A 23,368-nucleotide genomic window follows, 5' to 3' on the forward strand; every position below is an offset into this window, starting at 1 on the left:
CTGCGCCGGCCCGCCCCTTGCGCCGCCATGCCTAGCCCAGCAGGCCCAGCTCCTGGGCCCGGGCCACGGCCTGGGTACGACGCTCCACCCCCAGCTTGCTGTTGATATGGCTGGCGTGGGTTTTCACGGTGTGCAGCGAGATGAACAACTGGTCGCTGATCTCCTGGTTGGAGCAGCCCTGGGCGATCAGTTGCAACACCGCCAGTTCACGCGAGCTGAGGGCTTCGCCGTGGGACTCGAGCGGCTCGCGCGCTACCGCGGCCGGCAGGCGTTCGAGTAGGGTCTGCCGTAGCGGCGTCGCCGGGCTCTGTTGCAGTTGTTCGCGCAGCCAGTGCGGATGCCCGCGCACGGCCCAGTCGAACGGCTGCAACGCGCCGCCCGCGGCAGCCTCCAGCGCCTGGGCCAAGGCTTGCCGCGCCTCGGCGTCACGCCCCTGGGCCAGCAACAGCGCGGCTTTCTGGTTCAACGCCATCACACGGAGCATCTGCCGCCCGGTCTGCCGGCCATGCTCTTGCAGCCGGTCCAGGCGCTGTTCGGCCTGCGCCGGCTCGCCCTGGATACTATCGAGCAAGGCTTGTTGCAATTCGATGTGCAACGGCAGCTGCGGGTGAAATTCCGGCGCCGCGGCCGCCTGCTCGCCGGTGTAGGTCTGCCCCAGGCGGCCCAGCCAGGCTTGCGCCAGGTCGGTGCGGCCCTGGGCCAGCCAGAGCTCGCATTTGACCAGGGTGATCATGGCCAGGTAATAGATCGGCGGCACGTCCCAGATGTGCATCAGCCGCTCGGCCTCGGCCAGTTCGGCGAAGGCCTTGGCGAACTGGCCGTTGTGCCCTTCCAGGTTGGCGATCACGCAATGGCCGATCAGCACGCTGATATCGCGACAGGCCCTGGCTTCGACCAGGCCCGCCTGCAACCGCGCCAGCCCGGCTTCGGGCTGGCAGCGCAGGGCCAGCAGGTAACCTTCGTACAGGGTCAGCCGCGCACGCACCGCGTACAGCCGTTGCGTGGACAGCCCATACAGACGCTGCAACCCCTGGCGCACCTCGTCCAGCGCCCGCAGGATCTCGCCGCGCGCCTGTAACACCCGGGCCCGGTCGTAATGCGCCAGGGCTTCGAACAGCGGGTTGCCGACCCGCTGCGCCAGCTCCAGGGATTCGCGGTTGAGCCCCCGGGCCCGCCACAGGTCGGCGTCGGCGATGGCCAGGTTGGAGAGTGTCGACAGGCACATCAGCCGTTGCCCGTAACGCTTGTGCGGCAGGGTTTCCAGGGCCTCGGTGCAATACAGCAGGGTCAGTTCGCGATGCCCGCGTCCCCGCGCGATGATCCCGCTCAAGGCCAGCCATTGCGCCAGCATGGACTTCTGCGCAGTGGCCGAAGGGGCCGGCAGGAAACGGCTCAGGTGGCTGGCCAGTTCCTCGGCGGCATCCAGCTGGCAAGCCAGCCCCAGCGCCCAGCTGTACAACACGATCAGCCTTGGGGTGCTGATCAGCAGGCTGTCGGGCAAATCCATTTTCCAGCGCAGCAGCATGCCGACGTTCTGCTCGGCCAGCAGTTGCTCCTCGGACAGGTTCTGCACCAGGTTCGCCGCCACATCCAGGTGCCCGGCACGCAACGCCTGTTCCACGGCTTCGTCCAGCAGGCCCTGGGCATTGAACCAGCGGCAGGCCCGCAGGTGCAGGGTCGCCGGCGGCAACACCGCATTGGCGGTCGGCCGGGTGCGCAGCAGATCGGAAAACAGATGGTGGTAACGGTACCAGCGGCCCTGCTCGTCCAGGGGCACCAGGAAGACCTGGTGGGCCAGCAGATAACGGAGGATTTCCGCGCTGTCATGCGACTCGCGCAGCGCATCGCACAGTTCGCTGCAAAAACGTTCCTGCGGCGCCGTGTCGTACAGGAACGACTGCACCTCGGGCGGCAGGCAATCGATGACCTCTTCCAGCAGATAGTCGCGAATCAGGCCTTCGCCGCCATTGAGCGACTGCGGCAAGGCACCGCCATTGCCCGCCTCCGACACCGCCAGCAGCCAGAAGCGCAGGCCCGCTACCCAGCCTTCGCTGCGCAGGATCAGGCTTTCCAGCGCCTCGCCGCGCAACGAGCTGCTGTGGCGATCGAGCAAGGCCAGGGACTCGTCGTGGGTCAGGCGCAGGTCCTGTTCGTGCAGCTCCAGCAATTGCCGGGACAGGCGCAGGCGCGCCAGGTGCCAGTCCGGACGCTGGCGGCTGGTCACCAGGAGCAGCAGGCCATCGGGCAAATGGTTGAGGAAGAACTGCAGGCAGCGGTCGAGCACCGGGCCCTGGGCCAGATGGTAATCGTCCAGCACCAGCAACAAGGGGGAGGCGCTGCAAAGGTGCTCCGCCAACTCGTCGAGCAAGCCATCCAGCCATTCCTCGAAAGCGAAGGGCTGATGGCGCTGGCGCATCTTCAGCAGCCCCAGCGACTGGCTGCCCAGGTGCGGGAAATACTGTTGCAAGCCTTCGAGCAGGCGTTCGAGAAACCGCCCCGGATCGTTGTCCCGCCGATTGAGCCCCAGCCACAGGCTGCGCCAGTGCGAGGGCAGGCCCTGGCAGAACTCCACCGCCAGCGAACTCTTGCCAAAGCCGGCCGGGGCGCAGACCAGCAGCAGCCGGCCATTGAGGCCCGCGCTCAAACGCTCGCACAGACGCGGCCGCAATACGTAGGCGTCGGGCAAGGGAGGTCGGTAGAAGCGCCCTTCCAGTGCGGCCATGGCGGCACTGGCAGGCCCCTGGATACGGGACAGATCAGTCATGGCCAACTCTTGTTGAAGTGCTTGTCGGCAATACAGATGTCGGCAGACTAGCGGTAAAAGGCCAGCGGTTGAAGATTTTTGCTACAGATGGCTGGAAAAAGAATACAACCGGGTTTTTCAGCGCTTGCAACGTACCGGTAGGCGCGAGCCGGGAGAAAATCCCGGGCAAAAAAAACGCCCCGAACCAGTCGGGGCGTCGATCGAGGATGCGCCTCGATTTACCGCGGTTTAACGAACGCCATCCTGGCGCAGGGCCGCCGGGGTGAAATCGCTGGTGCTGGCGGTGAAACCGAAGTCATAGGCCGATTTCTCTTCGTTCTTCATGCCCAGGGCCAGGTAACGGCCGGACTGCAGGTCGTAGAGGGTTTCCAGGGCGTACCACGGCACTTGCTTGTCGTAGTAGTTCTCGGCATGCGCCTCGGCCACGCGCCACAGTTGGCCACGACCGTCGTAGTGGTCGATCACCGCGGCCTGCCAGGTGTCCTCGTCGATGTAGAAGTCACGCTTGGCGTAGATATGGCGCTGGCCTTCCTTCAGGGTCGCGACCACATGCCACACACGGCGCAACTCGTAACGAGCCAGGTCCTGGTTGATGTGGCCGGCCTTGATGATGTCGGCGTATTTCAGCTGCGGCGAGTCGAGCTTGTAGCTGTTGGCGGCGATGTACATCTCCTTCTTGCCTTCCAGCTTCCAGTCGTAGCGGTCCGGCGCGCCGTTGTACATGTCCAGGTTGTCGGAGGTCCGCAGGCCGTCGGCGGCGGTGCCCGGGCCGTCATAGGACACTTGCGGGGCACGGCGCACGCGACGCTGACCGGCGTTGTAGACCCACGCCGAACGCGGTTCCTTCACCTGGTCGAGGGTTTCGTGCACCAGCAGCACGCCACCGGCCAGGCGCGCCGGCGCCGTCACTTTCTGCTTGAAGTAGAACAGGATGTTGCCCGGGTTCGCCGGATCGTAGTCCTTCATCTTGTCGCGGAACACGAACTGGTCCTGGAAGTACACCAGGCTGAACGAGCCGTTGGCCTGTGGCGTGGCCTGGGTCACCAGGCGGGTCACGCTGCCGCCGCGATAGCGGGTGATGTGGTTCCAGATGACTTCCACGCCGCTTTTCGGAATCGGGAAAGGCACCGCGGTCTTGAAGTTCTCCAGGCCGTTGCCACCGCTGACCAGGTTGGTCTTGGTGGCGTTTTCCTTGATGGCGGCGAACACCTCGGCGGGCACCGTGGCCCCGCGGTGCGAGGGATAGACCGGCATCTTGAAGGTGTCCGGGTAGCGCTTGAACATCGCGTACTGCCCCGGGGCCAGCTTGTCCTTGTACTGCTCGACGTTCTGCGCAGTGATGGTGAACTGCGGTTGCTCGCTGGCATACGGGTTGGCGAGGAAGCCCTTGCTGTCCACACTGCCGGCGTTGGTCGGCATGGCCTTCCAGGCCGGAATGGTGCCGGCGGAGTTGCCGGCCATTTCCGCGCCCATCGGCGTCAGGGAGGTCCCCAGCTTGGCCGCTTCATCGGCCGAGACCGCGGCCATGACCCCGGTCGCCAGCAGTGACAGTCCGAGGACACCGACCTGCAACAGACTCTTGGTTACTTTCATATTCTTGTTCTTCCTGAAAATGCAGTGCTTAGAAGTTCACGCCGAAACTGAGGGCCACGAAGTCACGGTCATCCACGGTGGTGTACTTGCCGTCGAAGAAGTTGGTGTACGCCAGGCTCGCGGTGTAGGTGTTCTGGTATTCGGCATCCACGCCCAGGCTGATGGCCTTGCGGCCTTCCTCGAAGTTGCCGCCTGGGCCGGGCGAGTAACCACTGACGTCATGCGACCAGGCGACGTTCGGCTTGAGGTTCACGCCGGCGAATACGTCGTTGTATTCCCAGATGGCACGACCGCGGTAGCCCCAGGAAGTCGGCGTGGTGAAACCTTCGTTGGTGCAGTTGCGGCTGCGGTTGTTGGTCGCTGCCCCCGCGCCCGCGCCGTTGATGGTGCTGGTGTTGAGGATCTGCGAGCAGGTATCCAGGCCACCGGTGGCCGGCAGCTCGCCCGGGCCGTAGACCGGGTCGCGACCGTAACGCACGTCCGACTTGGCTTCCAGGCCACCGACGTAGGTCAGGCCGACTTCACCGACCAGGGTCAGGCGGCTGGCGCCCATGACCTGGTCGAAGAAGTGGGTGAAGGTGGTCTGGATCTGGGTGATTTCCTTGCGGCGATAGCCGTGCAGGTCCTCGCCCGGTACGCCATTGAGCAGCGAGGCGTTGGCCAGGGTGCCGCCCAGCGGGCGAACGCCGGCGAACAGGATATCGGTGGAGTTCAGTTGCACCGGCGCGTTCGGACGGTAACTGATCTCGCCGCTCCACGCGGTGCCGGTCGGCAGGGTGGTGGAGAAGCTCAGGCCGTACAGCCGGATGTCCTCGGGGTACTCAACGAAGTACTGGGAGTTACCCGCCACGACCAGCGGGCCCAGGGCGCGGAAAGGTCCTGGCAACGCCGCCACCTGGTTGTACACCGACTGTGGCGCGCCGGTGGCGCTGAAGATCGGCGCACGGCTGTGGTAGTTCATGAAATACGCGCCGAACTCGGTGTCGAGCGGCTCGTACATGTATTTGAAGGACACGCCCCATTGCCCGCTGTCCCGCGCATCGCGGTCCGGGCCACGGCGTACCAGCACGCCCTCCTCGTTGACGTCCACGCCCGCGCCAGCCAATGGCCCCAGGGCGATGGCCGGAATGGTCGAGCGCTTGTTCAGCACCCGCAGGTTGTCGCTGCAACCGTCGGCGATGATGTCCGGCTGGGAGAAGAAGGTGCCGCAGTTGTCGACGACGGTCTGGTCCCATTCCAGCTGGTAGAAGGCTTCGGCCGAGAGGTTGTCGGTCAGGCTCTGCGAGACGTAGAACATGTTGACCGGGATCAGGCCTTCCTTGATCTCCGCGCCAGGGCGACGGAAAGCGGAGACGTCGATCGGGTTGATCGAGTTGATGCCGCCGCCGATGAAGGTACTTTCACCCCAGCTCACCACCTGCTTGCCCAGGCGCACCGAGCCCGGCTGCTCGCCGATCGCATAGTTGTGGTAGACGAAGGCGTCGAGGATCTGCCCGCCGGAGGACTTGGCGCCTTCCTTGCGGTTGCTGTCACTGATGTCCTTGAACTCGCGGCTTTCGTCCTTGAGTTCGAAGTCATACCAATATTTGCCACGGACGAAGACGCCGGTATCGCCGTATTTCAGTTCAAGGTCATGGATGCCCTTGAAGATCTTGGAAAAGGTTTCGCCGCTTTTGAAGTTAGCGTGGCCATCGTCGGAGGTCTGGGACAGACCGTGCCCGCCATTGTTGACCCCAATCAGATTCTTGTTGGGGCTCTGGGTAGACCAGCTCGCACCCAGCGACAGAGAAGAGTCGAACTGACCTTCGATTTCACCGATGTTGAAACTGACGCCGAAGGCAGGTCCGGCGAGCGTAGAGGCGAGACTGACGGCCAGTGGCAGTTTCGCCCGGCGCCAGAACTGGTTTACTGATGTCATCGACGCTACTCCATGTGCTTTATTGTTATGGCAGTGAGCACTTTTAAAAACGCTCTGAACGAGCGGAACCCAGTCAGTTCCGAAGCCGTTCAAAGTTGCATCGCCCCATGTCGTGCGGTTGCCCCGTTCTTAAAAATCCTTGGGCGGACTATAGCCAGCAGGTGGTACGGCTTGATCCCTCTAAAGTGTGATTTGCAGCCACCAACCACTCTGGAACGGTCCTTTCGCCAGTCCGGCGAATGCCGGCACGGCAAGGATGGCTGAAAATTCCGATTTGACAAGGCAAGCGCTTGCTTGGTGGGCTCTACCGTGCCCTTTTGGGCACGGTAGAGGGTGTTCACAAGGTCGAGAGGAAGGTGCTGTTGTTGGCCTGCCATTCGGTGATGTCGAGGCGGATGCGCTTCTTGTCGAGCTTGCCGACACTGGTCTTGGGAATTTCAGTAACAAGGGCGATCTGGCTGGGAATCGCCCACTTGCTCAAGTGCCCCTGCTCGACGAACGGCTTGAGGTGTTCCTTGAGCTCCCTGGCCCCGATCGCATGCCCCTCGCGGACCACCAGCAAGGCGAACGGGCGCTCGCCCCATTGCGGGTCGGGAATGCCCACCACTGCTACTTCGCGTACCGCCGGGTGGCGGCTGACCAGGTCTTCCAGGGCCAGGGACGAGACCCATTCGCCTCCGGTCTTGATCACGTCCTTGATCCGGTCGCGGATGTCGATCACGCCCATGCCGTCGAGGGTCGCCACGTCGCCGGTGTGCAGCCAGCCGCCCTCCCACAGTTCCGCGCCCTTCTGCGGCTCGTTGAAATAACCCTCGGTCAGCCAGGGTGCCCGCAGCACCAGTTCGCCCTGGGTCTCGCCATCGGCCGGCAGGAAGTTGCCGTCGCCGTCGACGATGGCCGCCTCCACCAGAGGCCCGGGCACACCGGCCTTGATCCGGTAGGACGTGCGCTCGTCCTCGGTGCCCGCCAGCAGCTCTTCGTTGAGGTGCGCACACGACACCAGCGGCCCGGTTTCCGACATGCCGTAGGCCGCTGTCAGCTGAATCCCCTTGGCCCTGGACGCTTCATACAACGCACGGTTGAGGGCACTGCCGCCGATGACGATCTTCCAGCCGCCGAAGTCGGTGCCCTGGGCCCCCTTGGCATTGAGCAGCATCTGCAGGATGGTCGGCACGCAATGGGAGAAGGTGACCTTTTCCTTGCGCCACAGCTCCACCAGGAACTCCGGGTCGTAGCGGCCGGGGTAAACCTGCTTGAGGCCGAGCATGGTCGCCACATAAGGCAGGCCCCAGGCATGCACGTGGAACATCGGGGTGATGGGCATGTACACATCGCTGGTGCCCAGCAGGCGCACGCTGTCGATGCTGCCCATGATCACCGACACGCCCATGGTGTGCAGCACCAGTTGCCGATGGGTGAAGTACACGCCTTTCGGGTTGCCGGTGGTGCCGGTGGTATAGAAGGTGGTCGCTACCGAGTTTTCGTCGAAGTCCGCGAAGTCGTACCGGGTACTGGCAGCCGCCAGCAACTCTTCGTATTCGCCGATCAGGTTCGGCAGGTCGGCATGCTTTTCCGCGCCGTCGGTCAACAGCAGGGTTTTCTCCACCGTGGTCAGCTGCCCGGCGATCGCCTGGTAGAGCCCGACGAACTCGCTGTTGACCAGCACGAAGCGATCCTCGGCGTGGTTCATGGTGTAGAGGATCTGGTCCGGCGACAGGCGCACGTTGATGGTGTGGATCACCGCGCCGATCATCGGGATGGCGAACATGCACTCCAGGTAGCGATGGCTGTCCCAATCCATCACCGCCACGGTGTCCCCGGCCTTGACCCCGGCTTCTGTCAGCACATTCGCCAGCCGGGCCACGCGCTCGATCAGGGTCGGATAGGTGTAGCGCAGCTTGTCGCGGTAAATGATTTCGCGGGTTTTCTCGTAACGGGTCCCGGACATCAGCAGCCGCTTGATCAGCAGCGGGTATTGGTAGGCGCCTTCGGCTGGCGGAATAACGCGAGTCTGCAACATAAGCATCCCTTTTTGTGACTGCACGGTCGTGGCTGAAGAACGCTCACTCTAGAGCGCCATCGGCTCCGCCAAATCAGCCAAAGGAATGATTTGCAGAGCCGTACGAATGCTAGCTTCAAGCCAGCATTCGCGCGACCGCGAGCGCCTTCGCTCAGGCACGGCCAACGCCGCTCACGCCGTCTGCCCTGCCGCGGCCTCTGCCGGAGTGCGTGGGAAGATCAAGGCCGCGGCGAAGGTCAGCGCGGCAAAGCCGCCGAGGATCAGGTACAAGCCGCTCAATCCCTGGCGCGGCTCCACCAGCGCAATCAAGGGAATCGCCGTGGCGCTGGCGCCGAACGACAGGCAATAGCGCAAGGCGAATACCCGGGACTGCCATTGTGGGGCGACGAAGTTGGCGACCATCGCGTCGTTGACCGTGACCTGGCCGAACACCACGAACATGAAGGCGGCGCCCAGGACGATCAGTGGCCAGCCCTCGGCCTGGGCCAAACCGACCAGCAACGGCGCCTGGCACAGAGTCAGCAGGATGAAAGGCCATTTCAGGCTGAAACGGTGCAACACCCGGCCGATGCTCAGTTGCGCCACCGCGCCGAAGGCATACGCCAGGCTGACCACCAGGCCCAGCACCTGCGGCGAGGCGAACAGGTCCTGCAGGCGTTCCTGGAACAGCTTCGGGTAGGTCATGGTGGTGGCGTTGAACACCACCCCGCCCGTGGCGGTGGCCAGGGCCAGCACGGCAAATACCAGGGTCATGGAAATGCGCTGGCCACTGGCGCCCTTGAGCGGTACGTGGGGGCGCAGCGGAGCCGGCTCCTCGCGCACCTGCCAGGCAAACCCCAACCCCAGGAGAATCGCCACCGCCCCCGGCAGGATGAATGCCACCCGCCAGCCGAAATGCGCCACCAGCAAGCCGGTGAGCAAGGCCGAAAAGGCGACGCCGAGATTGCCCCACATGCCGTTGATGCCGATTTCCCGTCCGCGATTCTGCGCATAGGCCACCAGCATCGCCGTACCGACCGGGTGATAGATCGCGGCGAATACCCCCATCAGCGTCAGGCCGATCACCAGCATCGTCGGGGTGCTGCTCAAGCCGGTGAACACCGTCGCCGCGCCGATGCCGAAGAAAAACACCAGCATCATCTGCCGCCGGCTCCAGCGGTCGCCCAGCCAGCCGGCCGGTAGCGAGCAGGCGCCGAAGGCAATGAAGCCGCCCAGGGATAGACCGATCAGCGCGGCATAGTCCAGGGCGAAGGCCTGGGTCATGCCGAGGACGGCGGCGGGAAAGATCAGCATGAACATGTGATCGATCACATGGGCGGCGTTGATATAGCGGATGACGTTTCGAGACTGATTCATGACGGCACGCTGTTTCGTTGGAAATGTGCCGTTATGCTAGGTTGGCCAGAAAACGCACTCCTGACAATAAAGTCACTGGATCGGACATGTTGATCAGCCACTTCCAACACAATCCGGTGTGCGCCCATCCGCGCGATTACCTGGACGGCGCCCACCAGCAATTGCACTGCCATCGCGAGGCGCAACTGCTGTATGCGGTGCGCGGCACCATGCGCGTGGTCACGGCCCAGGGGGCCTGGGTCCTGCCGCCGACCCGCGCGGTGTGGATCCCGCCGCGGGTGGAACATGAAATCTTCATGGCGGGCGAGGTGCAGATGCGTTCGTTGTTCATCGCCCCCGAGCTGTCGCCCGCCTCGCTGCAACACTGCTGTGTGCTGGCGGTCACGCCGCTGCTGCGCGAGCTGATCCTGCGCGCCGCCCAGGGGCGCGAACATGCGCAGAACCCGCTGATCCAGCAATTGATGCTGGAGGAAGTGGCCAGCCTGGAAAACCTGCCGCTGCACATTCCCATGCCGCGCGATCGGCGCCTGCAAGCCATTTGCCAGGCGCTGCTGCAAGCGCCCGACCACGCCAATACTCTGGAAGACTGGGCGCAACAGGTCGGCGCCAGTTCACGCACCCTGGCGCGGCTGTTTCAACAGCAAGTGCAGATGAGCTTCAATGCCTGGCGCCAGCAACTGCGCCTGATGGAAGCCCTGCCGCGGCTGATCGCCGGCGAGAGCGTGCAGCAGGTGGCGACGGCGCTGGGCTATGGCAGCGCCCGGGCCTTCAGCACGATGTTCTGCCGCCTGCTGGGCAACCCTCCGCGGGAATACCTCGGCGCCCTGAACCAGCTCAAGGCGCTGGGCCCCGCTACTTAGGTGCCGCCCCGTGCGCCTGCAAGTGCTGCTGCATATAGCGGCGCAGGCGTTTTTCCACGTCGCGGTTGCGCGGCCGCGGCCAGCCGGCGGGCCATTCGCCCTGCGCCAGGGCGCGAATCGACGAGCGCTGGCTCATGCCCCGCCGCTGGATCTGGCGCAATCCCTGATCCCACCAGACATGCCGGCAGGCGTCGACATAGGGCGACACCGGGCAATGGCTGCCATACAGCAGGTCGCGCCCGACTTTCTGGATGTCCTTGTCCTGGCGCTGCAAATAGAACTTGATCCGCGAGCGCTGGAACAACGAAGGCACAGGCTTGCGACGCGGAACCTCACGCTGCATCGCCAGCAACTCCGGGCGGAAGGCTTCGCCATGACGCTGGAAGAACAGCGCCTGCATGGCATGGAAGAAGTCCTTGTCGGAGAAGTAGTGGTAGATGCAGTCCGTGCTCTCGCCTACAGGCCGGTCGCCCAGGGCAAACGACAGGGCGATCTGTTCCAGGGTGTGCAGGTCCTTGATCGGCGCGCTCCATTCGTCGATCAGGGCGATCGAGGTCTGCATCAAGGCGCCGTCGCCGGCCGTCAGGCCGCAGACACCGCTGTTGTACAGGCGTTGCTGCGCCGGCACTGCATAGCCGCTGGCCTGCAAGTGGCGATCGAGATGGGCGAACTGCGGACGGCTGCGGACCTCGGACCAGAGAAACTCGATTTCGTCGACCAGGTAGCGGCCCGGCGCAATACGATCGAACAGGCGCTGCGGATCAGCCTCGAACAGGGTGTCGGTATCGGCAAACAGGGTCTTGTCCGCCAGCTCCAGCGCCGCAGCAAAGGCGCAGGCCTTGCGGCGATGGAAGTAGCCCTGGTCGCCCTGCCATTCGAGCAGCGTCTGCGCACTCAAGGGCACCACTTCTACCGGCCAGCCGTGGTAATCCTGCGGGCGGTCGGTCATCACCCGGATCACCAGGGCGTCGGCATCGCTGCTCTGGTCAAGGGCCGTCAGGATGCTGAACTTCGCTTCATGGCGATACACCTCTTTGTCGCCATAAACCAGATAGAGCAACTGCTGCGGTACTTTCTGTATCGTCATCAAACGTCCGCTCGCGCACGCCGCGCCGGACACTCAAGGTGTCAGGGCAGCATAAAAGCGGGCGATTGTACGATAAATCTTAGATATCGATCAGAAAGATCCTAGACCTTAAAGGTCGCCTGGAAAGCCATCGACTCAGTGCATCTCGGTAAAGGCCAGTTTCACTCCGATGGCGATCAGCACTGCGCCCATGGTGCGGTCGAACCAGTGGCCCATGCGGGCGAAGCCGGCGCGGACCTTCTGCTGGCTGAACAGCAGCGCCACCAGGCAGAACCAGGTGGCTGTCGCCACGGCCAGGTACACCCCGTAGCCGGCCTGGATCGCCAGGGGGGGTGTGCGGGTTGATGACCACGGTGAACAGCGACAGGAAGAACAACGTCGCCTTCGGGTTCAGGCCGTTGGTCACGAAACCCGAGGTGAAGGCGCCGCGGGCGGTGCGCTCACCGGCCTCCAGGTGCAGGTTTTCGGTCTCGGGCTTGGCAGGCTGCGCCCGCAGGGCCTTGTAGCCGATGTACAGCAGGTAGGCAGCCGCGGCCCATTTCAGGGCGTTGAACAGCACGATCGACTGCGACACGATCAGCCCGATGCCCAGCAGCGAATACCCCACGTGCAGGAAAATCGCGCAGCCCACGCCCAGGGCCGTCCAGGTGCCGGCACGGCGACCGTGGGTCACGCTCTCGCGCACCACCACCGCGAAATCCGGGCCGGGGCTAGCCACGGCGAGCAGGTGGATAAGGGCAACGGTCAAGAACTCGGCGAGGTACATGGACGCTCCTGTGTATCTAATTATTTCATCTGTTAGGCTCGGCAGATTACGCCTTCGGACCCCTCGTGCAAAAGGTACAGTTGATGACTAACAATCGCCGCGCCGTCTTTCTCGACCACAGCTCCCTGGACCTCGGCGATCTCGACCTCGATGCTCTGCGTCACAGCTTCGACGAGCTGCAACTGCACGACCGGACCCGCCCCGACCAGGTGATCGAACGACTGCAGGGCGCCCAGGTGGCGATCAGCAACAAGGTGCTGCTCGATGCCGATACCCTGGCCGCCTGCCCCAAACTGAAACTGATCCTGGTGGCCGCCACCGGCACCAACAACGTCGACCTCGCCGCCGCCCGCGCACTCGGCATCCGGGTCGCCAACTGCCAGGGCTACGGCACCCCCTCGGTGGCCCAGCACACCCTCATGCTGCTGCTCAACCTCGCCACCCGCTTCAGCGACTACCGCCAGGCGGTCGCCGATGGTCGCTGGCAGCAGGCCCGGCAGTTCTGCCTGCTGGACTTCCCGATCGTCGAACTGCAAGGCAAGACCCTGGGCCTGCTGGGGCATGGCGAACTCGGTGGCGCCGTTGCGCGCCTGGCAGAAGCCTTCGGCATGCGCGTGTTGCTGGGGCAGATTCCCGGCCGACCGGCCCGCGCCGATCGGTTGCCGCTGGAAGAGCTGCTGCCGCAGATCGACGCGCTGACCCTGCACTGCCCACTCAACGAACACACCCGGCACTTTATCGGCGCCCGCGAACTGGCCCTGCTCAAACCCACCGCGTTGCTGGTCAATACCGCCCGCGGCGGCCTGATCGACGAACAGGCCCTGGCCGATGCCCTGCGCAGCGGTCACCTGGGCGGCGCCGCCACCGATGTGCTGAGCGTCGAGCCGCCAACCGCCGGCAACCCACTGCTGGCCCCGGACATCCCGCGCCTGATCGTGACGCCGCACAATGCCTGGGGCAGCCGCGAAGCCCGCCAGCGCATCGTCGGCCAACTGGTGGAAAACGCCCGGGCGTTTTTCAGCGGTACAGCGCTGCGGGTCGTCAGTTGATAAACTGCGCCACTTTTTTCCCAGGAGCAGATTATGGATCCGCGCAGTGAAGTACTGCTTCGTCAGGCTGACTTGTTCCAAGGCTCGCTGCTGCTGGCCGGCCTGCCCGCCGACGACCTGCTCGGCCGCCTGCCCCAGGCCCATGGCTGGAGCTGGCACGCCGGCGACCAGGCCGCGTTGGAGGCCCGTTTCGCCGGGCGCAGCCACTTCGGGGTGAACGCCCCCGAGCAGGCGTTTACCAGCGCGGTGCTGTTCCTGCCCAAATCCCGGGAGCTCACCGACTACCTGCTCAACGCCCTCGCCTCGCGCCTGGGCGGATGCGAACTGTATCTGGTCGGGGAAAAACGCAGCGGCATCGAACGCGCGGCCAAGCAGCTCACTCCGTTCGGCAAGCCACGCAAGCTCGACAGCGCGCGCCATTGCCAGCTGTGGCAGGTAACGGTGGAACAGGCGCCGCAGGCCGTCGCCCTGGAAAGCCTGGCCCAGGAATACGAATTGCCGCTGGCCGAAGGGCCGTTGAAGGTGGTCAGCCTGCCAGGCGTATTCAGCCATGGCCGCCTGGATCGTGGCAGCGCCCTGCTGCTGGAACACCTGGACCAACTGCCCGGCGGCCATCTGCTGGATTTCGGCTGTGGCGCCGGCGTGCTCGGCGCGGCGATCAAGCGTCGCTACCCGCACAACAGCGTGACCCTGCTCGATGTCGACGCCTTCGCCGCCGCCAGCAGCCGCCTGACCCTGGCCGCCAACGGGCTGCAAGCCGAAGTGCTGACCGGTGACGGCATCGATGCCGCGCCCCTGGGGCTGAACACCATCCTGACCAACCCACCCTTCCATACCGGGGTCCATACCGACTACCAGGCAACGGAAAACCTGCTGCGAAAAGCGGCAAAACATCTGAAAACAGGTGGCGAACTCCGGCTGGTGGCCAACAGCTTCCTGCGTTACCAGCCATTGATCGAAGAGCATCTGGGCCCCTGCTCGATCAGGGCCGAGGGCGATGGTTTCCGTATCTACAGCGCCCGGCGCGGCTAACCACTTTTTTGCAAAAGAACGCTTGCCGAATGGATTTCGCCTAGGCAGAATCCGCTCCGTCCTAGGGGAGTAGTCTCCCGCGAGCGCCAAGCTCGCCCGGCATGCGTCAACATACTTGATCCTCAGATCATGGCGCATGCGACCCGAGAGTCCGCACAGACGGACCGCCGGGTTTGACAAGACCTATGACACGCACACCTTACCCGGGGCGGGAAGGCTGTACGTGTCATAGCCGTGTCGACCCGCCCCTTAGGAATGCCCTGATGCTGGATTCTCTCCTGGTTCCCACCGCGATCGTTGCCTTGGCCGAAATCGGCGACAAGACGCAACTGCTTGCTCTCATTCTCGCCGCGCGCTTTCGCAAGCCCTGGCCGATCATCGCCGGCATCGTCGCCGCGACCCTGGCCAACCATGCCGCCGCAGGCGCGGTAGGCGCCTGGTTCGGCAGTTTCTTCTCGGATGCCACCCTGCACTGGATTCTCGCCGCGAGCTTTGCCGCCACCGCGCTCTGGACCCTGGTGCCGGACAAAATGGATGACGACGAAGCCAGCACCACCCGCAAGTTCGGCCCGTTCCTGACCACGCTGATCGCGTTCTTCCTCGCGGAAATCGGCGACAAGACCCAGATCGCCACCGTGATGCTCGCGGCGCAATACCCGGAGTTGTGGCTGGTGATCATCGGCACCACCGCCGGCATGCTGATCGCCAACGTCCCGGTGGTCCTGGCCGGCAACTTCGCGGCGGAGAAACTGCCGTTGAACCTGATCCGTCGCCTGGCGGCATCGGCGTTCTTCATCCTGGCCATTGTCGCGGTGTACAAGGCCATGCAGAGCAGCGGCTGGGTGTAAGCGTCGCGCCACGGCGTTGCACCGTGGCGCTCCCATCGCGAGCAAGCTTCGCTCCGACAACAGATAGCGGCGTCAGCGACGCCGCTGGAAGGTCAGGACTTCTTCGCCTGCTGGTACAGCGGCATCACTTTGGGAATCGCCGCTTCCAACGAAGAAATCCGGCTGCTGGAGGCCGGGTGAGTGCTGAGGAATTCAGGTGGCGCGCCTTCCGAGGCCTTGCTCATCTTGTTCCACAGGGTGATGGCCGCGTTCGGGTTGTAGCCGGCGCGGGCCGCCAGCTCCAGGCCGATCAGGTCCGCTTCGTTCTCGTTGCCGCGGCTGTTGGGCAGGGTCATCAGCAGGTTGACCCCGTTGTCGCCCACGGCCACCGCTTCCTGCGGGGCGCCGGCGATCAGCGCGATCTGCTTCAGCGCGCTGACACCGTAGGCCTTGGACATGGCTTCACGGCCGTGCTCGCGCAGGGCGTGGGCAATTTCATGGCCCATGACCGCGGCGATTTCATCGTCGGTCAGTTGCAGCCTGTCGATGATTCCGGTGTAGAAAATGATCTTGCCGCCAGGGCCGCAGTTGGCATTGAGCTCGTCGTTCTTGATCAGGTTGACTTCCCACTGCCACTGCGCGGAGTCCGGACGAAATACCGGTGCCTGGGCAATCAGCCGGTTGGCGATCGCCTGAAGGCGCTTGGCATTGGCACTGGATTTATCCAGGGCATTCTTGCTGCTCGCCTCACCGATCGTCTGCTGATAGGACTGGGCGTAGGACTGGTTGACCTCATCGGTCGACAACATGCTGAACATGTACTGCTTGCGATCGACACCGACGGCACCACCACTGGTGGTGTTGACCGATTGGCAACCCGACAGCAGCAACGCCGCGGCCAGCGCAACCGAAACCTGTTTCTTGCTCATGAAAACACTCCCTGGAAACATGGCGCGTATCCTAGGCCCAGTTGTGTATCGGCGCCAGATACCCGGACGCTTAGCACGCGGTTTTCGGATACCGCGCAGAAAAAATTCACCCAGCCTGCCCCACCGCCTCCGCCAACGCCTGGCAGCTATCCATGCGCGACATCCACGCCTGGAAAACGACGATTTTTCCGCGCCTCGCCTCATGACCGCGGGGGGCCTTGCCGATACAACGGGGCAGACGTCATTCCTGCGTCCGGAGCCCTTATGAAATTCAAGTCGATCCAGTTTTCCGTGGCCGCCCTGGCCGGCGCCATCGTCCTCAGCGTGGTCGTTGCCCTGGTGCTGTACGCCCTGTTCGCTGGCGCCCGGACCCAGGAAATGGTGCAGCAGCAAACCCAGATCCAGTTCGAGCAGGTCATCGAGCAACGCCTGATCGGGCTGGCGCAGACCCAGGTCAGCCAGATCCAGCGCGAACTCGAAGCGCCCCTGCTGATCGCCGGCGGCCTGGTGCGGGTCAACGCGCTGCTCGGCAGCAAGGACGCCAGCGGCAATCCGCAACTGACGCTCAGCCGCGAACAACTGATCAACCTGATCAAGGAAAACGTCGCGCAGAACCCGAAGATCCTCGGTGCCTATATAGGCTGGGAAAAGAACGCCATCGACCATAACGACAGCGCCTACGTCGACACCAAGGTGGTGGGGATCGACGCCGGCAACGGGCGCTTCCTGCCGTGGTGGTTCCGCAACGAGGACGGCAGCCTGGCCCTGGACAAACTGGTGGACGTGGACGACCAGAAGGTCCTGTCCACCGGCGTGCGCGCCAGCGAGTACTACCTGTGCTCCAAGGAAAGCAGGAAACCCTGCGTGATCGATCCGGCGCCTTACAAGGTTGGCGACAAGATCGTCATGCTCGCCTCCTTTATCGAACCCATCCTGCTCGACGGCGCCTTCCAGGGCATAGTCGGCGCCGACCTGTCGGTGAATTTCATCCAGGACATGCTCCTGGGCGCCAACCAGAAGCTCTACAAGGGCGTGGGCGAAATGGCCCTGATCGGCGGCAATGGCCGGCTGGTGGCCTACACCAAGGACCCGAGCAAATTCGGCGAGAAGGTCAGCGACATCCTCGACAGCGAAGAAGTCGCCAAGCTGGGCAGCCTCAAGCGCGACGAAGTGAACTACAGCGTCGACCAGAGCAAGGGCCGGATCGAACTGTACCTGCCATTCGGCATCGGCCAGACCGACGCCCGCTGGACCCTGATGCTGCAACTGCCGCTGGACGCGGTCATGGCCGACCTGCAGAAACTGCAGGGCGACCTGGCCGACCAGCGCAAGGCCGACGCCTTTGGCATGGCCATGGTCGGCCTGATCATCGCCGGTCTCGGCTTGCTGGTGATCTGGCTGGTGGGCCACGGCATCGCCCGGCCGCTCAAGCAGATGGTGGCCATGCTCGACGATATCGCCCAGGGCGAAGGCGACCTGACCCGGCGCCTGAGCAGTGACCGCGCCGACGAACTCGGCTCGATCGCCAAGGGCTTCAATACCTTCCTGGCCAAATTGCAGGCGATGATCAGCCAGGTGGTGACGTCGGTGCAGAGCGTCAGCGATTCTTCCGAACACACCGCAGATATCGCCATTCGAACCAACCAGGGCGTGCACAAGCAGATGGCCGAGATCGACCAGGTGGCCACCGCCGTGCACGAGATGACTGCCACTGCCCAGGACGTGGCGCGCAACGCGACCCAGGCCGCGCAAGCCGCCAACCATGCCGACCAGGCCGCCAGCCAAGGCATGCGCATCGTGCGCGACACCTCGACCGCCATCGGCGCCCTGGCCGTGGAAATCGGCCGCGCGGTGGGCGTGGTGCAGACCCTGGCCAAGGACAGCGAGAACATCAACGCGATCCTGATCGCCATCCGCGGCATCGCCGAACAGACCAACCTGCTGGCCCTCAACGCGGCCATCGAGGCGGCCCGTGCCGGGGAACAGGGCCGCGGCTTCGCCGTGGTCGCCGACGAGGTGCGCAACCTGGCGCAGAAGACCCAGCAGGCGACGGAAGAAATCCAGTCGATGATCCAGCAGCTGCAACAAGGCACCCGCGATGTGGTGCGGGTCATGGAGGACAGCCAGCACCGCACCGACGAAAGCGTGCAGCACGCGGCGAAGGCTGCCGAGGCACTGGAGACCATTACCCAGGCGGTGTCGGTGATCAACGACATGAATACCCAGATCGCCAGCGCCGCCGAAGAGCAGAGCGCCGTCGCCGAGGACATCAACCGCAACGTGATCAATATCGGCCAGGTGGCCAATGAGGTGGCCGGCGGCGCCGACGAATCCAGCGCCGCCAGCGCCGGCCTGACCAAGCTGGCCGAGCAGCAGCGCCGGCTGATCAATCAGTTCAAGGTCTGAAACCGACGAAAGGTCCCTTGGACCTTATCGCGGGCAAGGGGATCGCCGCCCGCTCGCTCCTACCGACGAGCGGATCAGCCCGGCGTCAGGCACTCGGGGGCATTGAGCTTCGGGTCGTTCACCAGGTTGGCCAGCACCCGCTCGCGCAAGGCGGCCGGGGGGCTGGCCAGCAAGGCCTGGAGCACCGGCAGCGGGGTCTCGGGGTCGAGCCAGGCGTCCTGGCCCTGGGCATCGAGAATCAGCGGCCGGCGCTGGCTGGCCGCCGGCTGGGTGACCACCGCGGTGCTCAGCCAGACCTGCTCCTGCACCGGATAAGCCTCCCAGATCGCCGCGAAGAACAGCGAAGAACCCTCCCCTGGCGTCAACCAGTACGGACGCTTGCGAGTGCCACCCCGCCATTCGTAGAACCCGTTGGCCGGCAGCAGGCAGCGCCGCTGGCGAAAGGCTTCGCGAAACATCGGCTGTTCGGCCAGGGTCTCGGCCCGGGCATGGGCGGGGGTACGCGACAGGTCGGTCAGCCAGGGCGGCGTCAGCCCCCAGCGGGCGCGCGCCAGGTTACGCTGGCCGTCGCTGCTGCGCAGGATCAGCACCGAATCGTTGGGCGAAATATTCCACTGCGCCTGCTGGTCCGCCGGAAATCCGGGCAAGGCAGCAAACGCTGGGTTCCAGCGAAACAGGGCGTAACGTCCACACATGGGGCAAGCAACTCTTGGAAAAACGGCCGCCAGCCTAACAGATCAGTACGCCGGCATGATTGGCCGGTTCGTCGCCGGGTATCGGCAGCGCGGCGTTATAGGCAGCGATCAGTTCCCGGGCGTATTGCGCCTGGTCGTTGTCCACCGCCAGGCCAAGCAGGCCGAACACCGGCAATTCCCCGGTGCCGCCGAGCAGATCCCGCCCCACCAGGTGCGCCTCGATGCCTTCGCTGGCCAGCATGCCCTGGAGCAACTCGCCTTCCAGCAGGTTTTCCGGTTCGTAGATGCGCTGCATGCCGCCTCCGTCAATCGTTTTCGCTGCGTACGTCGAGCATCCATTCCTGCCCGTCGGTCTGCAGGATGAACACAATGGGCCGACAACAGACGGGGCAGTCCTCGACGTATTGCTGGTCGCCCCCGGACAGGTCCAGCACGGCCTCGGCTTCCTCGCCACAGTAGGGACATTGATAGCGTTCGGTTTCCAGCATCGCGGCCTCCGGAGTGACTTGTGCGTATAATCGCCGGTCTATTTGCAGGGCTATTGAGATCTGAGCTTACTTTTCAGACCGCGCCCGGCTATTTTTTCGATTCAAACCTTTTCTTACCCTAGCCGTTTCCAACAAGAGAGCATGATGGGCGAATTCGATGCCATCCGGCCTTACGACGACAGCGAAGTACCCGCGGTACTGGCCCGGCTGCTCGGCGACAAGGCGTTTCTAGATATCCTCACCCACTTCCGCTTCCCGCGCTTTGCCGGCGCTTTCGGCTGGCTGCTCAAACCTCTTATAGCCCATCGGCTGCGCCGCGAGTTCGCCGCGGTCACTTCGGTGGCGACCCTGCAGGACAAGGTCGAGTTCTATGTCGACCACACCATCGAGCGGGCCACCGACGGCGTGACCTATACCGGCGTCGAGCAATTCAAGTCCGGCAGCGCCTACCTGTTCATCGCCAACCACCGCGACATCGTGATGGACCCGGCCTTCGTCAACTATGCCGTGTACCACGCCGGGCTGCCGACGCCGCGCATCGCCATTGGCGACAACCTGCTGCAAAAGCCCTTCGTCAGCGACCTGATGCGCCTGAACAAGAGTTTCATCGTGCATCGCTCGATCACCGGGCGCCGGGAAAAGATGGCCGCCTACCAGCTGCTGTCGGCCTATATCAACCACTCGATCCGCAACGACTGCGCCTCGATCTGGATCGCCCAGGCCGAGGGCCGGGCCAAGGACGGCGACGACCGTACCGAGTCGGCGATCCTCAAGATGTTCCACATGAGCCGCAAGGACGAACCCTTCGGCGAAGTCATCCAGTCGCTGAACCTGACCCCGGTGTCGATCAGCTACGAATACGACCCTTGCGACCAGGCCAAGGCCCGCGAGCTGTATATCCGCGCCACCACCGGCAGCTACACCAAGGCGCCCGGCGAGGACGACATCAGCATCGCCAAGGGCATCACCGGTTACAAGGGCCGGGTCCACGTGAATTTCGCCGCGCCGATCAGCGAAATCTTCGAGGACACCAAGCAGTTGGCAGTGGAAATGGACCGGCAGATTCTCGGTGGTTACCGCCTGTTTCCCGTGCATTACCTGGCCTACGCCCAATGGAGCGAAGCCGATCCGGCGTTGCAGGTGCCCAGCGCGGCCCAGGTGTTCCCCGCCGAAGAACTGGCCAAGGCCGAGCAAGAGTGGCAACGACGCCTGGACGCCTGCCCGGCGGAACATCGCCCCTACCTGGTGCTGCAATACGCGACACCGGTGCGCAACCAGTATCGGGTCAAGGCGGGCCTGGCCTTGCCATGATCCTTGCCGCATGAACGACAACGGCGCCCGCGGGCGCCGTTGTCGTTTCTGCCGGGCAGGCTCGCTCAGAATCGCGTACTGATCCAGGACACCAGCAGCGCCAGCCCCAGGCAGGCGAAACCGAAGCGGTAGAAGAAGCGATTCATGCGTGAAGTCGCGTCGTCCAGCACCTGCGCCGATGCCTGCCGGGGACGCGCCTCGCTGCGGGCCGCCAGCAGGGCCAGCGCCCGCTGTTCGCGACGCCGGGTGGCGTGCAGCAACCAGCTGCCGGGACAGGCGAACAACAAGGCAAGCACATTGATCAGTTTGGCGGGGTGGGCGCTGGCCAGCGACCAGATCAGTTGCAACGACATCACGAACCTCGAATGAAACCGGACAGCGGGCCCTGCGACCCGCGGCGCGGATTCTACCCAAAGGCCCACTTTGTGCACGGTTTTTCCGACAGATAACAAACCGCTGGCCGGCTAATTCGTCCTGTCACACGTTCGTCATCTAAACAGGCCAGTCTTGCGCCCCTCGAAATCGCCACGGAGCTTGTCATGCTGCATGCAGAAAACCAGGATCGCCTCTACCTGATCGCCCCCAGCGACGAACAGGAAGCCTTGGTCGGTGGCCTGGCCTTCAACGTCCAGGACCGCCACTGGCTGGTGTATTGCGCCCTCGGCGGGCACCAGCACGCGGACCTGCCGGAAACCGACCTGCTGACAGGGGTCAGCGTGCTGGATTTCTATGTCGAGGCGGCGTGAGTTCGGGTACGGCAGGAATCAATAGGAAATAAAAAAGCCCGGTTGCCAATGGTACCGGGCTTTTTTTGTGTACGGCGCTTATGCCGTCAAGCAAGGCCCTTCGGGCCTTGTCGCAGCCTCGCTGGGGCTCGGCAGCGGCTACAGGGCTCGCATTACTCGCCGAGGATCTGGCCGATGCTCGGGTCCTTGAACAGACGGGTCAGGGCATCGCTCAGTACATCGCCGACCAGCTTGGTGTTGGTTTCCTGGTTCGGCGCCATGCCGAAACGCTGGTCCAGGGACGCGCCGTAACGGCCGCTGTAGCGGCGGTTGGCATTCTGCACGTCGGAGCGGAAGGTCGCGCCGATGGTGGCTTCGGTCACGTACAGGCCTTCCTTGGGCGACTGGTACTTCAGTTCGGCCAGGGTCACGGTCAACTGCGGGGCATTCAGCGCGTTGGCGGTTGGCGTAAAGCCCAGCAGACGCACGGCGGCTTCGGCCTGGGCCTGCAACTTCGGCAGGATCTGCGCGCCCTGGACGGTGATCGCGCTGGTTTCCGGGTAGAGCCCGCCACGGGTGCCCAGGGTTGGCGACGGACGGCCATCGACCACTCTCACCACCACGGGCTGGCCATGACCGACCGGCGCGAGCTGGGTAGTGAGTTTCGGTTCAGGGCTGAGTTGTTGCGGGCTATGGGCGCAGCCGACCAGCGTCAAGCTGGTCACAGTGATCAAACCGAACAACAGGCGTTGCAACATGCTCATTTCTCCAGAAATCAGGCACAAACAGGCGCGCAGTATAGCGGTGGTCGGCCGCCGCTAACCAGCGGCCCGGCTCGAGTCAGTCAGCTCTCAGACAGGTTCCATACAAGCCGGTTCCTGTAACCTCCCGGTAACCGGCTTTACACGACCATGTAACTCCCGAGCGGCATTCTTCCCAGCAACTGCCCAACAGGTATATCGCCATGCACTTTCTCTGGTCCTTGTTCGCCCCGCGCCAGAAATACCGCAGCTTCGCCCGCCTCGATCCGCAGGGGCGCTGCCAGGCCTTCAAGCATTGCAAGGTGCCGCCGATGGGCGACGGCTGGGTGGAAATCGAGGAGATTCGCCTGAACTGGTTGCACCAGCCGCTCCCCGCCAGTGCCCGTATCAGCCCGCGCATTGGCCGTGCCCAGGTGCAACCGATGATGGCCACCTGACCAAAAGCCTAATAAAAGTCATTAAACAGGGTCATTTCTGCGCGTTTCTTCGTTACAATCTCCCCCCGATTATAAGGACGTCTCCTGATCGGGCCTCGCAGCATCGCTGACGCATCAGCATCAGCTCCCCCGCATTGCCCACAGAGAGCCGCCCACACAGATCGAGTGAAGCCGGCGTGCTTGCTGTTCATCGTGCAACCCACCGCTTTTCGCGCATCTGCAGAGCTGCCATTGCTCGGCCACTGAGTTGTTCGCCCGTTAATGCCACATGCTCCATGTCGGCATTCACCCCTCGGGTCGGTGCCAGGCTTGGACAGCCCTTTTTTGAGGTTCACGTCTTCAAA

The 23,368-nt window shown here is 64.0% G+C and carries 20 protein-coding genes, 2 pseudogenes and 1 riboswitch; of the genes and pseudogenes, 9 read left to right on the forward strand and 13 right to left on the reverse strand.

Annotated features, from left to right (window positions below):
- Positions 1-31: 31 nt before the first annotated feature.
- The 5 genes from TO66_RS25960 to TO66_RS25980 form a co-directional block, all read right to left on the reverse strand.
- Positions 32-2,764 carry a LuxR C-terminal-related transcriptional regulator gene (locus tag TO66_RS25960; protein WP_044464960.1) on the reverse strand — a complete coding sequence of 911 codons (2,733 nt, stop codon included), beginning with the start codon at positions 2,762-2,764 and terminating at the stop codon, positions 32-34.
- 228 nt (positions 2,765-2,992) lie between these two features.
- Positions 2,993-4,357 carry a DUF1329 domain-containing protein gene (locus TO66_RS25965; RefSeq protein ID WP_044464961.1) on the reverse strand — a complete coding sequence of 455 codons (1,365 nt, stop codon included), beginning with the start codon at positions 4,355-4,357 and terminating at the stop codon, positions 2,993-2,995.
- A gap of 28 nt (positions 4,358-4,385) precedes the next feature.
- Entirely contained in the window at positions 4,386-6,275 is a 1,890-nt protein-coding gene (locus TO66_RS25970; protein ID WP_044464962.1) for a DUF1302 domain-containing protein, read from the reverse strand.
- Between the two features lie 337 nt (positions 6,276-6,612).
- Positions 6,613-8,295 (reverse strand): fatty acid--CoA ligase, encoded by a 1,683-nt coding sequence (locus tag TO66_RS25975; RefSeq protein ID WP_044464963.1) that lies wholly within the window; start codon positions 8,293-8,295, stop codon positions 6,613-6,615.
- 171 nt (positions 8,296-8,466) lie between these two features.
- Positions 8,467-9,651: an MFS transporter gene (locus tag TO66_RS25980; RefSeq protein WP_044464964.1), complete on the reverse strand. Its 1,185-nt coding sequence runs from the start codon at positions 9,649-9,651 to the stop codon at positions 8,467-8,469.
- 86 nt (positions 9,652-9,737) lie between these two features.
- Between TO66_RS25980 and TO66_RS25985 the strand changes: the two genes are divergently transcribed.
- Positions 9,738-10,511: a helix-turn-helix domain-containing protein gene (locus tag TO66_RS25985; RefSeq protein WP_044464965.1), complete on the forward strand. Its 774-nt coding sequence runs from the start codon at positions 9,738-9,740 to the stop codon at positions 10,509-10,511.
- Here the strand turns inward: TO66_RS25985 and TO66_RS25990 are convergent.
- The gene (locus TO66_RS25990) at positions 10,504-11,598 is read right to left on the reverse strand and encodes a hypothetical protein (RefSeq protein ID WP_044464966.1); all 1,095 of its coding nucleotides are present in this window, start codon (positions 11,596-11,598) and stop codon (positions 10,504-10,506) included. The two genes, TO66_RS25985 and TO66_RS25990, sit on opposite strands and share 8 nt — an antisense overlap.
- 135 nt (positions 11,599-11,733) lie before the next feature.
- Positions 11,734-12,364 (reverse strand): annotated as a pseudogene (locus TO66_RS25995) (LysE family translocator).
- Positions 12,365-12,447: 83 nt separating this feature from the next.
- Here TO66_RS25995 and TO66_RS26000 point away from each other — a divergent pair.
- From TO66_RS26000 to TO66_RS26010, 3 genes are all read left to right on the forward strand, one after another.
- Positions 12,448-13,413, forward strand: coding sequence for a 2-hydroxyacid dehydrogenase (locus TO66_RS26000; RefSeq protein ID WP_044464967.1), 966 nt, complete (start codon positions 12,448-12,450; stop codon positions 13,411-13,413).
- A gap of 33 nt (positions 13,414-13,446) precedes the next feature.
- Complete coding sequence (locus tag TO66_RS26005) at positions 13,447-14,445, forward strand: class I SAM-dependent methyltransferase (RefSeq protein WP_044464968.1); 999 nt, start codon at positions 13,447-13,449, stop codon at positions 14,443-14,445.
- Positions 14,446-14,497: 52 nt separating this feature from the next.
- Positions 14,498-14,619, forward strand: a riboswitch (yybP-ykoY riboswitch).
- Between the two features lie 89 nt (positions 14,620-14,708).
- The gene (locus tag TO66_RS26010) at positions 14,709-15,293 is read left to right on the forward strand and encodes a TMEM165/GDT1 family protein (protein ID WP_044464969.1); all 585 of its coding nucleotides are present in this window, start codon (positions 14,709-14,711) and stop codon (positions 15,291-15,293) included.
- 92 nt (positions 15,294-15,385) lie between these two features.
- Here the strand turns inward: TO66_RS26010 and TO66_RS26015 are convergent, their stop codons facing one another.
- Complete coding sequence (locus TO66_RS26015) at positions 15,386-16,201, reverse strand: M48 family metallopeptidase (protein ID WP_044464970.1); 816 nt, start codon at positions 16,199-16,201, stop codon at positions 15,386-15,388.
- 1,353 nt (positions 16,202-17,554) lie between these two features.
- On the opposite strand from TO66_RS26015, the pseudogene TO66_RS34340 reads away from it, so the two are divergent.
- Both TO66_RS34340 and TO66_RS34345 read left to right on the forward strand, forming a co-directional pair.
- Positions 17,555-17,752: pseudogene (locus TO66_RS34340) on the forward strand (HAMP domain-containing protein); the annotation flags it as partial.
- 111 nt (positions 17,753-17,863) lie between these two features.
- On the forward strand, positions 17,864-18,607 hold the full coding sequence (locus tag TO66_RS34345; protein WP_409077202.1) for a methyl-accepting chemotaxis protein: 744 nt from the start codon (positions 17,864-17,866) through the stop codon (positions 18,605-18,607).
- Positions 18,608-18,681: 74 nt separating this feature from the next.
- On the opposite strand, the gene TO66_RS26025 is transcribed toward TO66_RS34345, so the two are convergent.
- From TO66_RS26025 to TO66_RS26035, 3 genes are read right to left on the reverse strand one after another with little or no spacing between them, the layout of a single operon-like run.
- Entirely contained in the window at positions 18,682-19,302 is a 621-nt protein-coding gene (locus TO66_RS26025) for an SOS response-associated peptidase (RefSeq protein WP_044464972.1), read from the reverse strand.
- A 34-nt stretch (positions 19,303-19,336) separates the two neighbouring features.
- The gene (locus TO66_RS26030) at positions 19,337-19,597 is read right to left on the reverse strand and encodes a putative signal transducing protein (protein ID WP_044464973.1); all 261 of its coding nucleotides are present in this window, start codon (positions 19,595-19,597) and stop codon (positions 19,337-19,339) included.
- A gap of 10 nt (positions 19,598-19,607) precedes the next feature.
- Entirely contained in the window at positions 19,608-19,790 is a 183-nt protein-coding gene (locus TO66_RS26035) for a CPXCG motif-containing cysteine-rich protein (RefSeq protein WP_044464974.1), read from the reverse strand.
- A 141-nt stretch (positions 19,791-19,931) separates the two neighbouring features.
- On the opposite strand from TO66_RS26035, the gene TO66_RS26040 reads away from it, so the two are divergent.
- Positions 19,932-21,101, forward strand: a complete 1,170-nt coding sequence (locus tag TO66_RS26040) for a 1-acyl-sn-glycerol-3-phosphate acyltransferase (protein ID WP_044464975.1) — start codon at positions 19,932-19,934, stop codon at positions 21,099-21,101.
- 65 nt (positions 21,102-21,166) lie between these two features.
- Here TO66_RS26040 and TO66_RS26045 read toward each other — a convergent pair whose 3' ends face one another.
- The gene (locus TO66_RS26045) at positions 21,167-21,454 is read right to left on the reverse strand and encodes a hypothetical protein (protein ID WP_044464976.1); all 288 of its coding nucleotides are present in this window, start codon (positions 21,452-21,454) and stop codon (positions 21,167-21,169) included.
- A 186-nt stretch (positions 21,455-21,640) separates the two neighbouring features.
- Between TO66_RS26045 and TO66_RS26050 the strand changes: the two genes are divergently transcribed.
- Positions 21,641-21,847: a hypothetical protein gene (locus tag TO66_RS26050; protein WP_009050770.1), complete on the forward strand. Its 207-nt coding sequence runs from the start codon at positions 21,641-21,643 to the stop codon at positions 21,845-21,847.
- A gap of 152 nt (positions 21,848-21,999) precedes the next feature.
- On the opposite strand, the gene TO66_RS26055 is transcribed toward TO66_RS26050, so the two are convergent.
- Complete coding sequence (locus tag TO66_RS26055) at positions 22,000-22,584, reverse strand: YajG family lipoprotein (RefSeq protein ID WP_044464977.1); 585 nt, start codon at positions 22,582-22,584, stop codon at positions 22,000-22,002.
- Positions 22,585-22,790: 206 nt separating this feature from the next.
- On the opposite strand from TO66_RS26055, the gene TO66_RS26060 reads away from it, so the two are divergent.
- A complete protein-coding gene (locus tag TO66_RS26060; RefSeq protein ID WP_044464978.1) occupies positions 22,791-23,024 on the forward strand; it encodes a hypothetical protein in 234 nt (77 codons plus the stop codon).
- Positions 23,025-23,368: the final 344 nt, after the last annotated feature.

This window comes from Pseudomonas sp. MRSN 12121, from assembly GCF_000931465.1.
In the GTDB taxonomy this organism is placed as follows: Bacteria; Pseudomonadota; Gammaproteobacteria; order Pseudomonadales; family Pseudomonadaceae; genus Aquipseudomonas.

Bases quoted from the DNA above. Each gene is read 5' to 3' on its own strand.
- TO66_RS25960 (WP_044464960.1), bottom strand. From the start codon at position 2,764: ATGACTGATCTGTCCCGTATCCAGGGGCCTGCCAGTGCCGCCATGGCC.
- TO66_RS25965 (WP_044464961.1), bottom strand. From the start codon at position 4,357: ATGAAAGTAACCAAGAGTCTGTTGCAGGTCGGTGTCCTCGGACTGTCA.
- TO66_RS25970 (WP_044464962.1), bottom strand. From the start codon at position 6,275: ATGACATCAGTAAACCAGTTCTGGCGCCGGGCGAAACTGCCACTGGCC.
- TO66_RS25975 (WP_044464963.1), bottom strand. From the start codon at position 8,295: ATGTTGCAGACTCGCGTTATTCCGCCAGCCGAAGGCGCCTACCAATAC.
- TO66_RS25980 (WP_044464964.1), bottom strand. From the start codon at position 9,651: ATGAATCAGTCTCGAAACGTCATCCGCTATATCAACGCCGCCCATGTG.
- TO66_RS25985 (WP_044464965.1), top strand. From the start codon at position 9,738: ATGTTGATCAGCCACTTCCAACACAATCCGGTGTGCGCCCATCCGCGC.
- TO66_RS25990 (WP_044464966.1), bottom strand. From the start codon at position 11,598: ATGACGATACAGAAAGTACCGCAGCAGTTGCTCTATCTGGTTTATGGC.
- TO66_RS26000 (WP_044464967.1), top strand. From the start codon at position 12,448: ATGACTAACAATCGCCGCGCCGTCTTTCTCGACCACAGCTCCCTGGAC.
- TO66_RS26005 (WP_044464968.1), top strand. From the start codon at position 13,447: ATGGATCCGCGCAGTGAAGTACTGCTTCGTCAGGCTGACTTGTTCCAA.
- TO66_RS26010 (WP_044464969.1), top strand. From the start codon at position 14,709: ATGCTGGATTCTCTCCTGGTTCCCACCGCGATCGTTGCCTTGGCCGAA.
- TO66_RS26015 (WP_044464970.1), bottom strand. From the start codon at position 16,201: ATGAGCAAGAAACAGGTTTCGGTTGCGCTGGCCGCGGCGTTGCTGCTG.
- TO66_RS34345 (WP_409077202.1), top strand. From the start codon at position 17,864: ATGGCCGAGATCGACCAGGTGGCCACCGCCGTGCACGAGATGACTGCC.
- TO66_RS26025 (WP_044464972.1), bottom strand. From the start codon at position 19,302: ATGTGTGGACGTTACGCCCTGTTTCGCTGGAACCCAGCGTTTGCTGCC.
- TO66_RS26030 (WP_044464973.1), bottom strand. From the start codon at position 19,597: ATGCAGCGCATCTACGAACCGGAAAACCTGCTGGAAGGCGAGTTGCTC.
- TO66_RS26035 (WP_044464974.1), bottom strand. From the start codon at position 19,790: ATGCTGGAAACCGAACGCTATCAATGTCCCTACTGTGGCGAGGAAGCC.
- TO66_RS26040 (WP_044464975.1), top strand. From the start codon at position 19,932: ATGATGGGCGAATTCGATGCCATCCGGCCTTACGACGACAGCGAAGTA.
- TO66_RS26045 (WP_044464976.1), bottom strand. From the start codon at position 21,454: ATGTCGTTGCAACTGATCTGGTCGCTGGCCAGCGCCCACCCCGCCAAA.
- TO66_RS26050 (WP_009050770.1), top strand. From the start codon at position 21,641: ATGCTGCATGCAGAAAACCAGGATCGCCTCTACCTGATCGCCCCCAGC.
- TO66_RS26055 (WP_044464977.1), bottom strand. From the start codon at position 22,584: ATGTTGCAACGCCTGTTGTTCGGTTTGATCACTGTGACCAGCTTGACG.
- TO66_RS26060 (WP_044464978.1), top strand. From the start codon at position 22,791: ATGCACTTTCTCTGGTCCTTGTTCGCCCCGCGCCAGAAATACCGCAGC.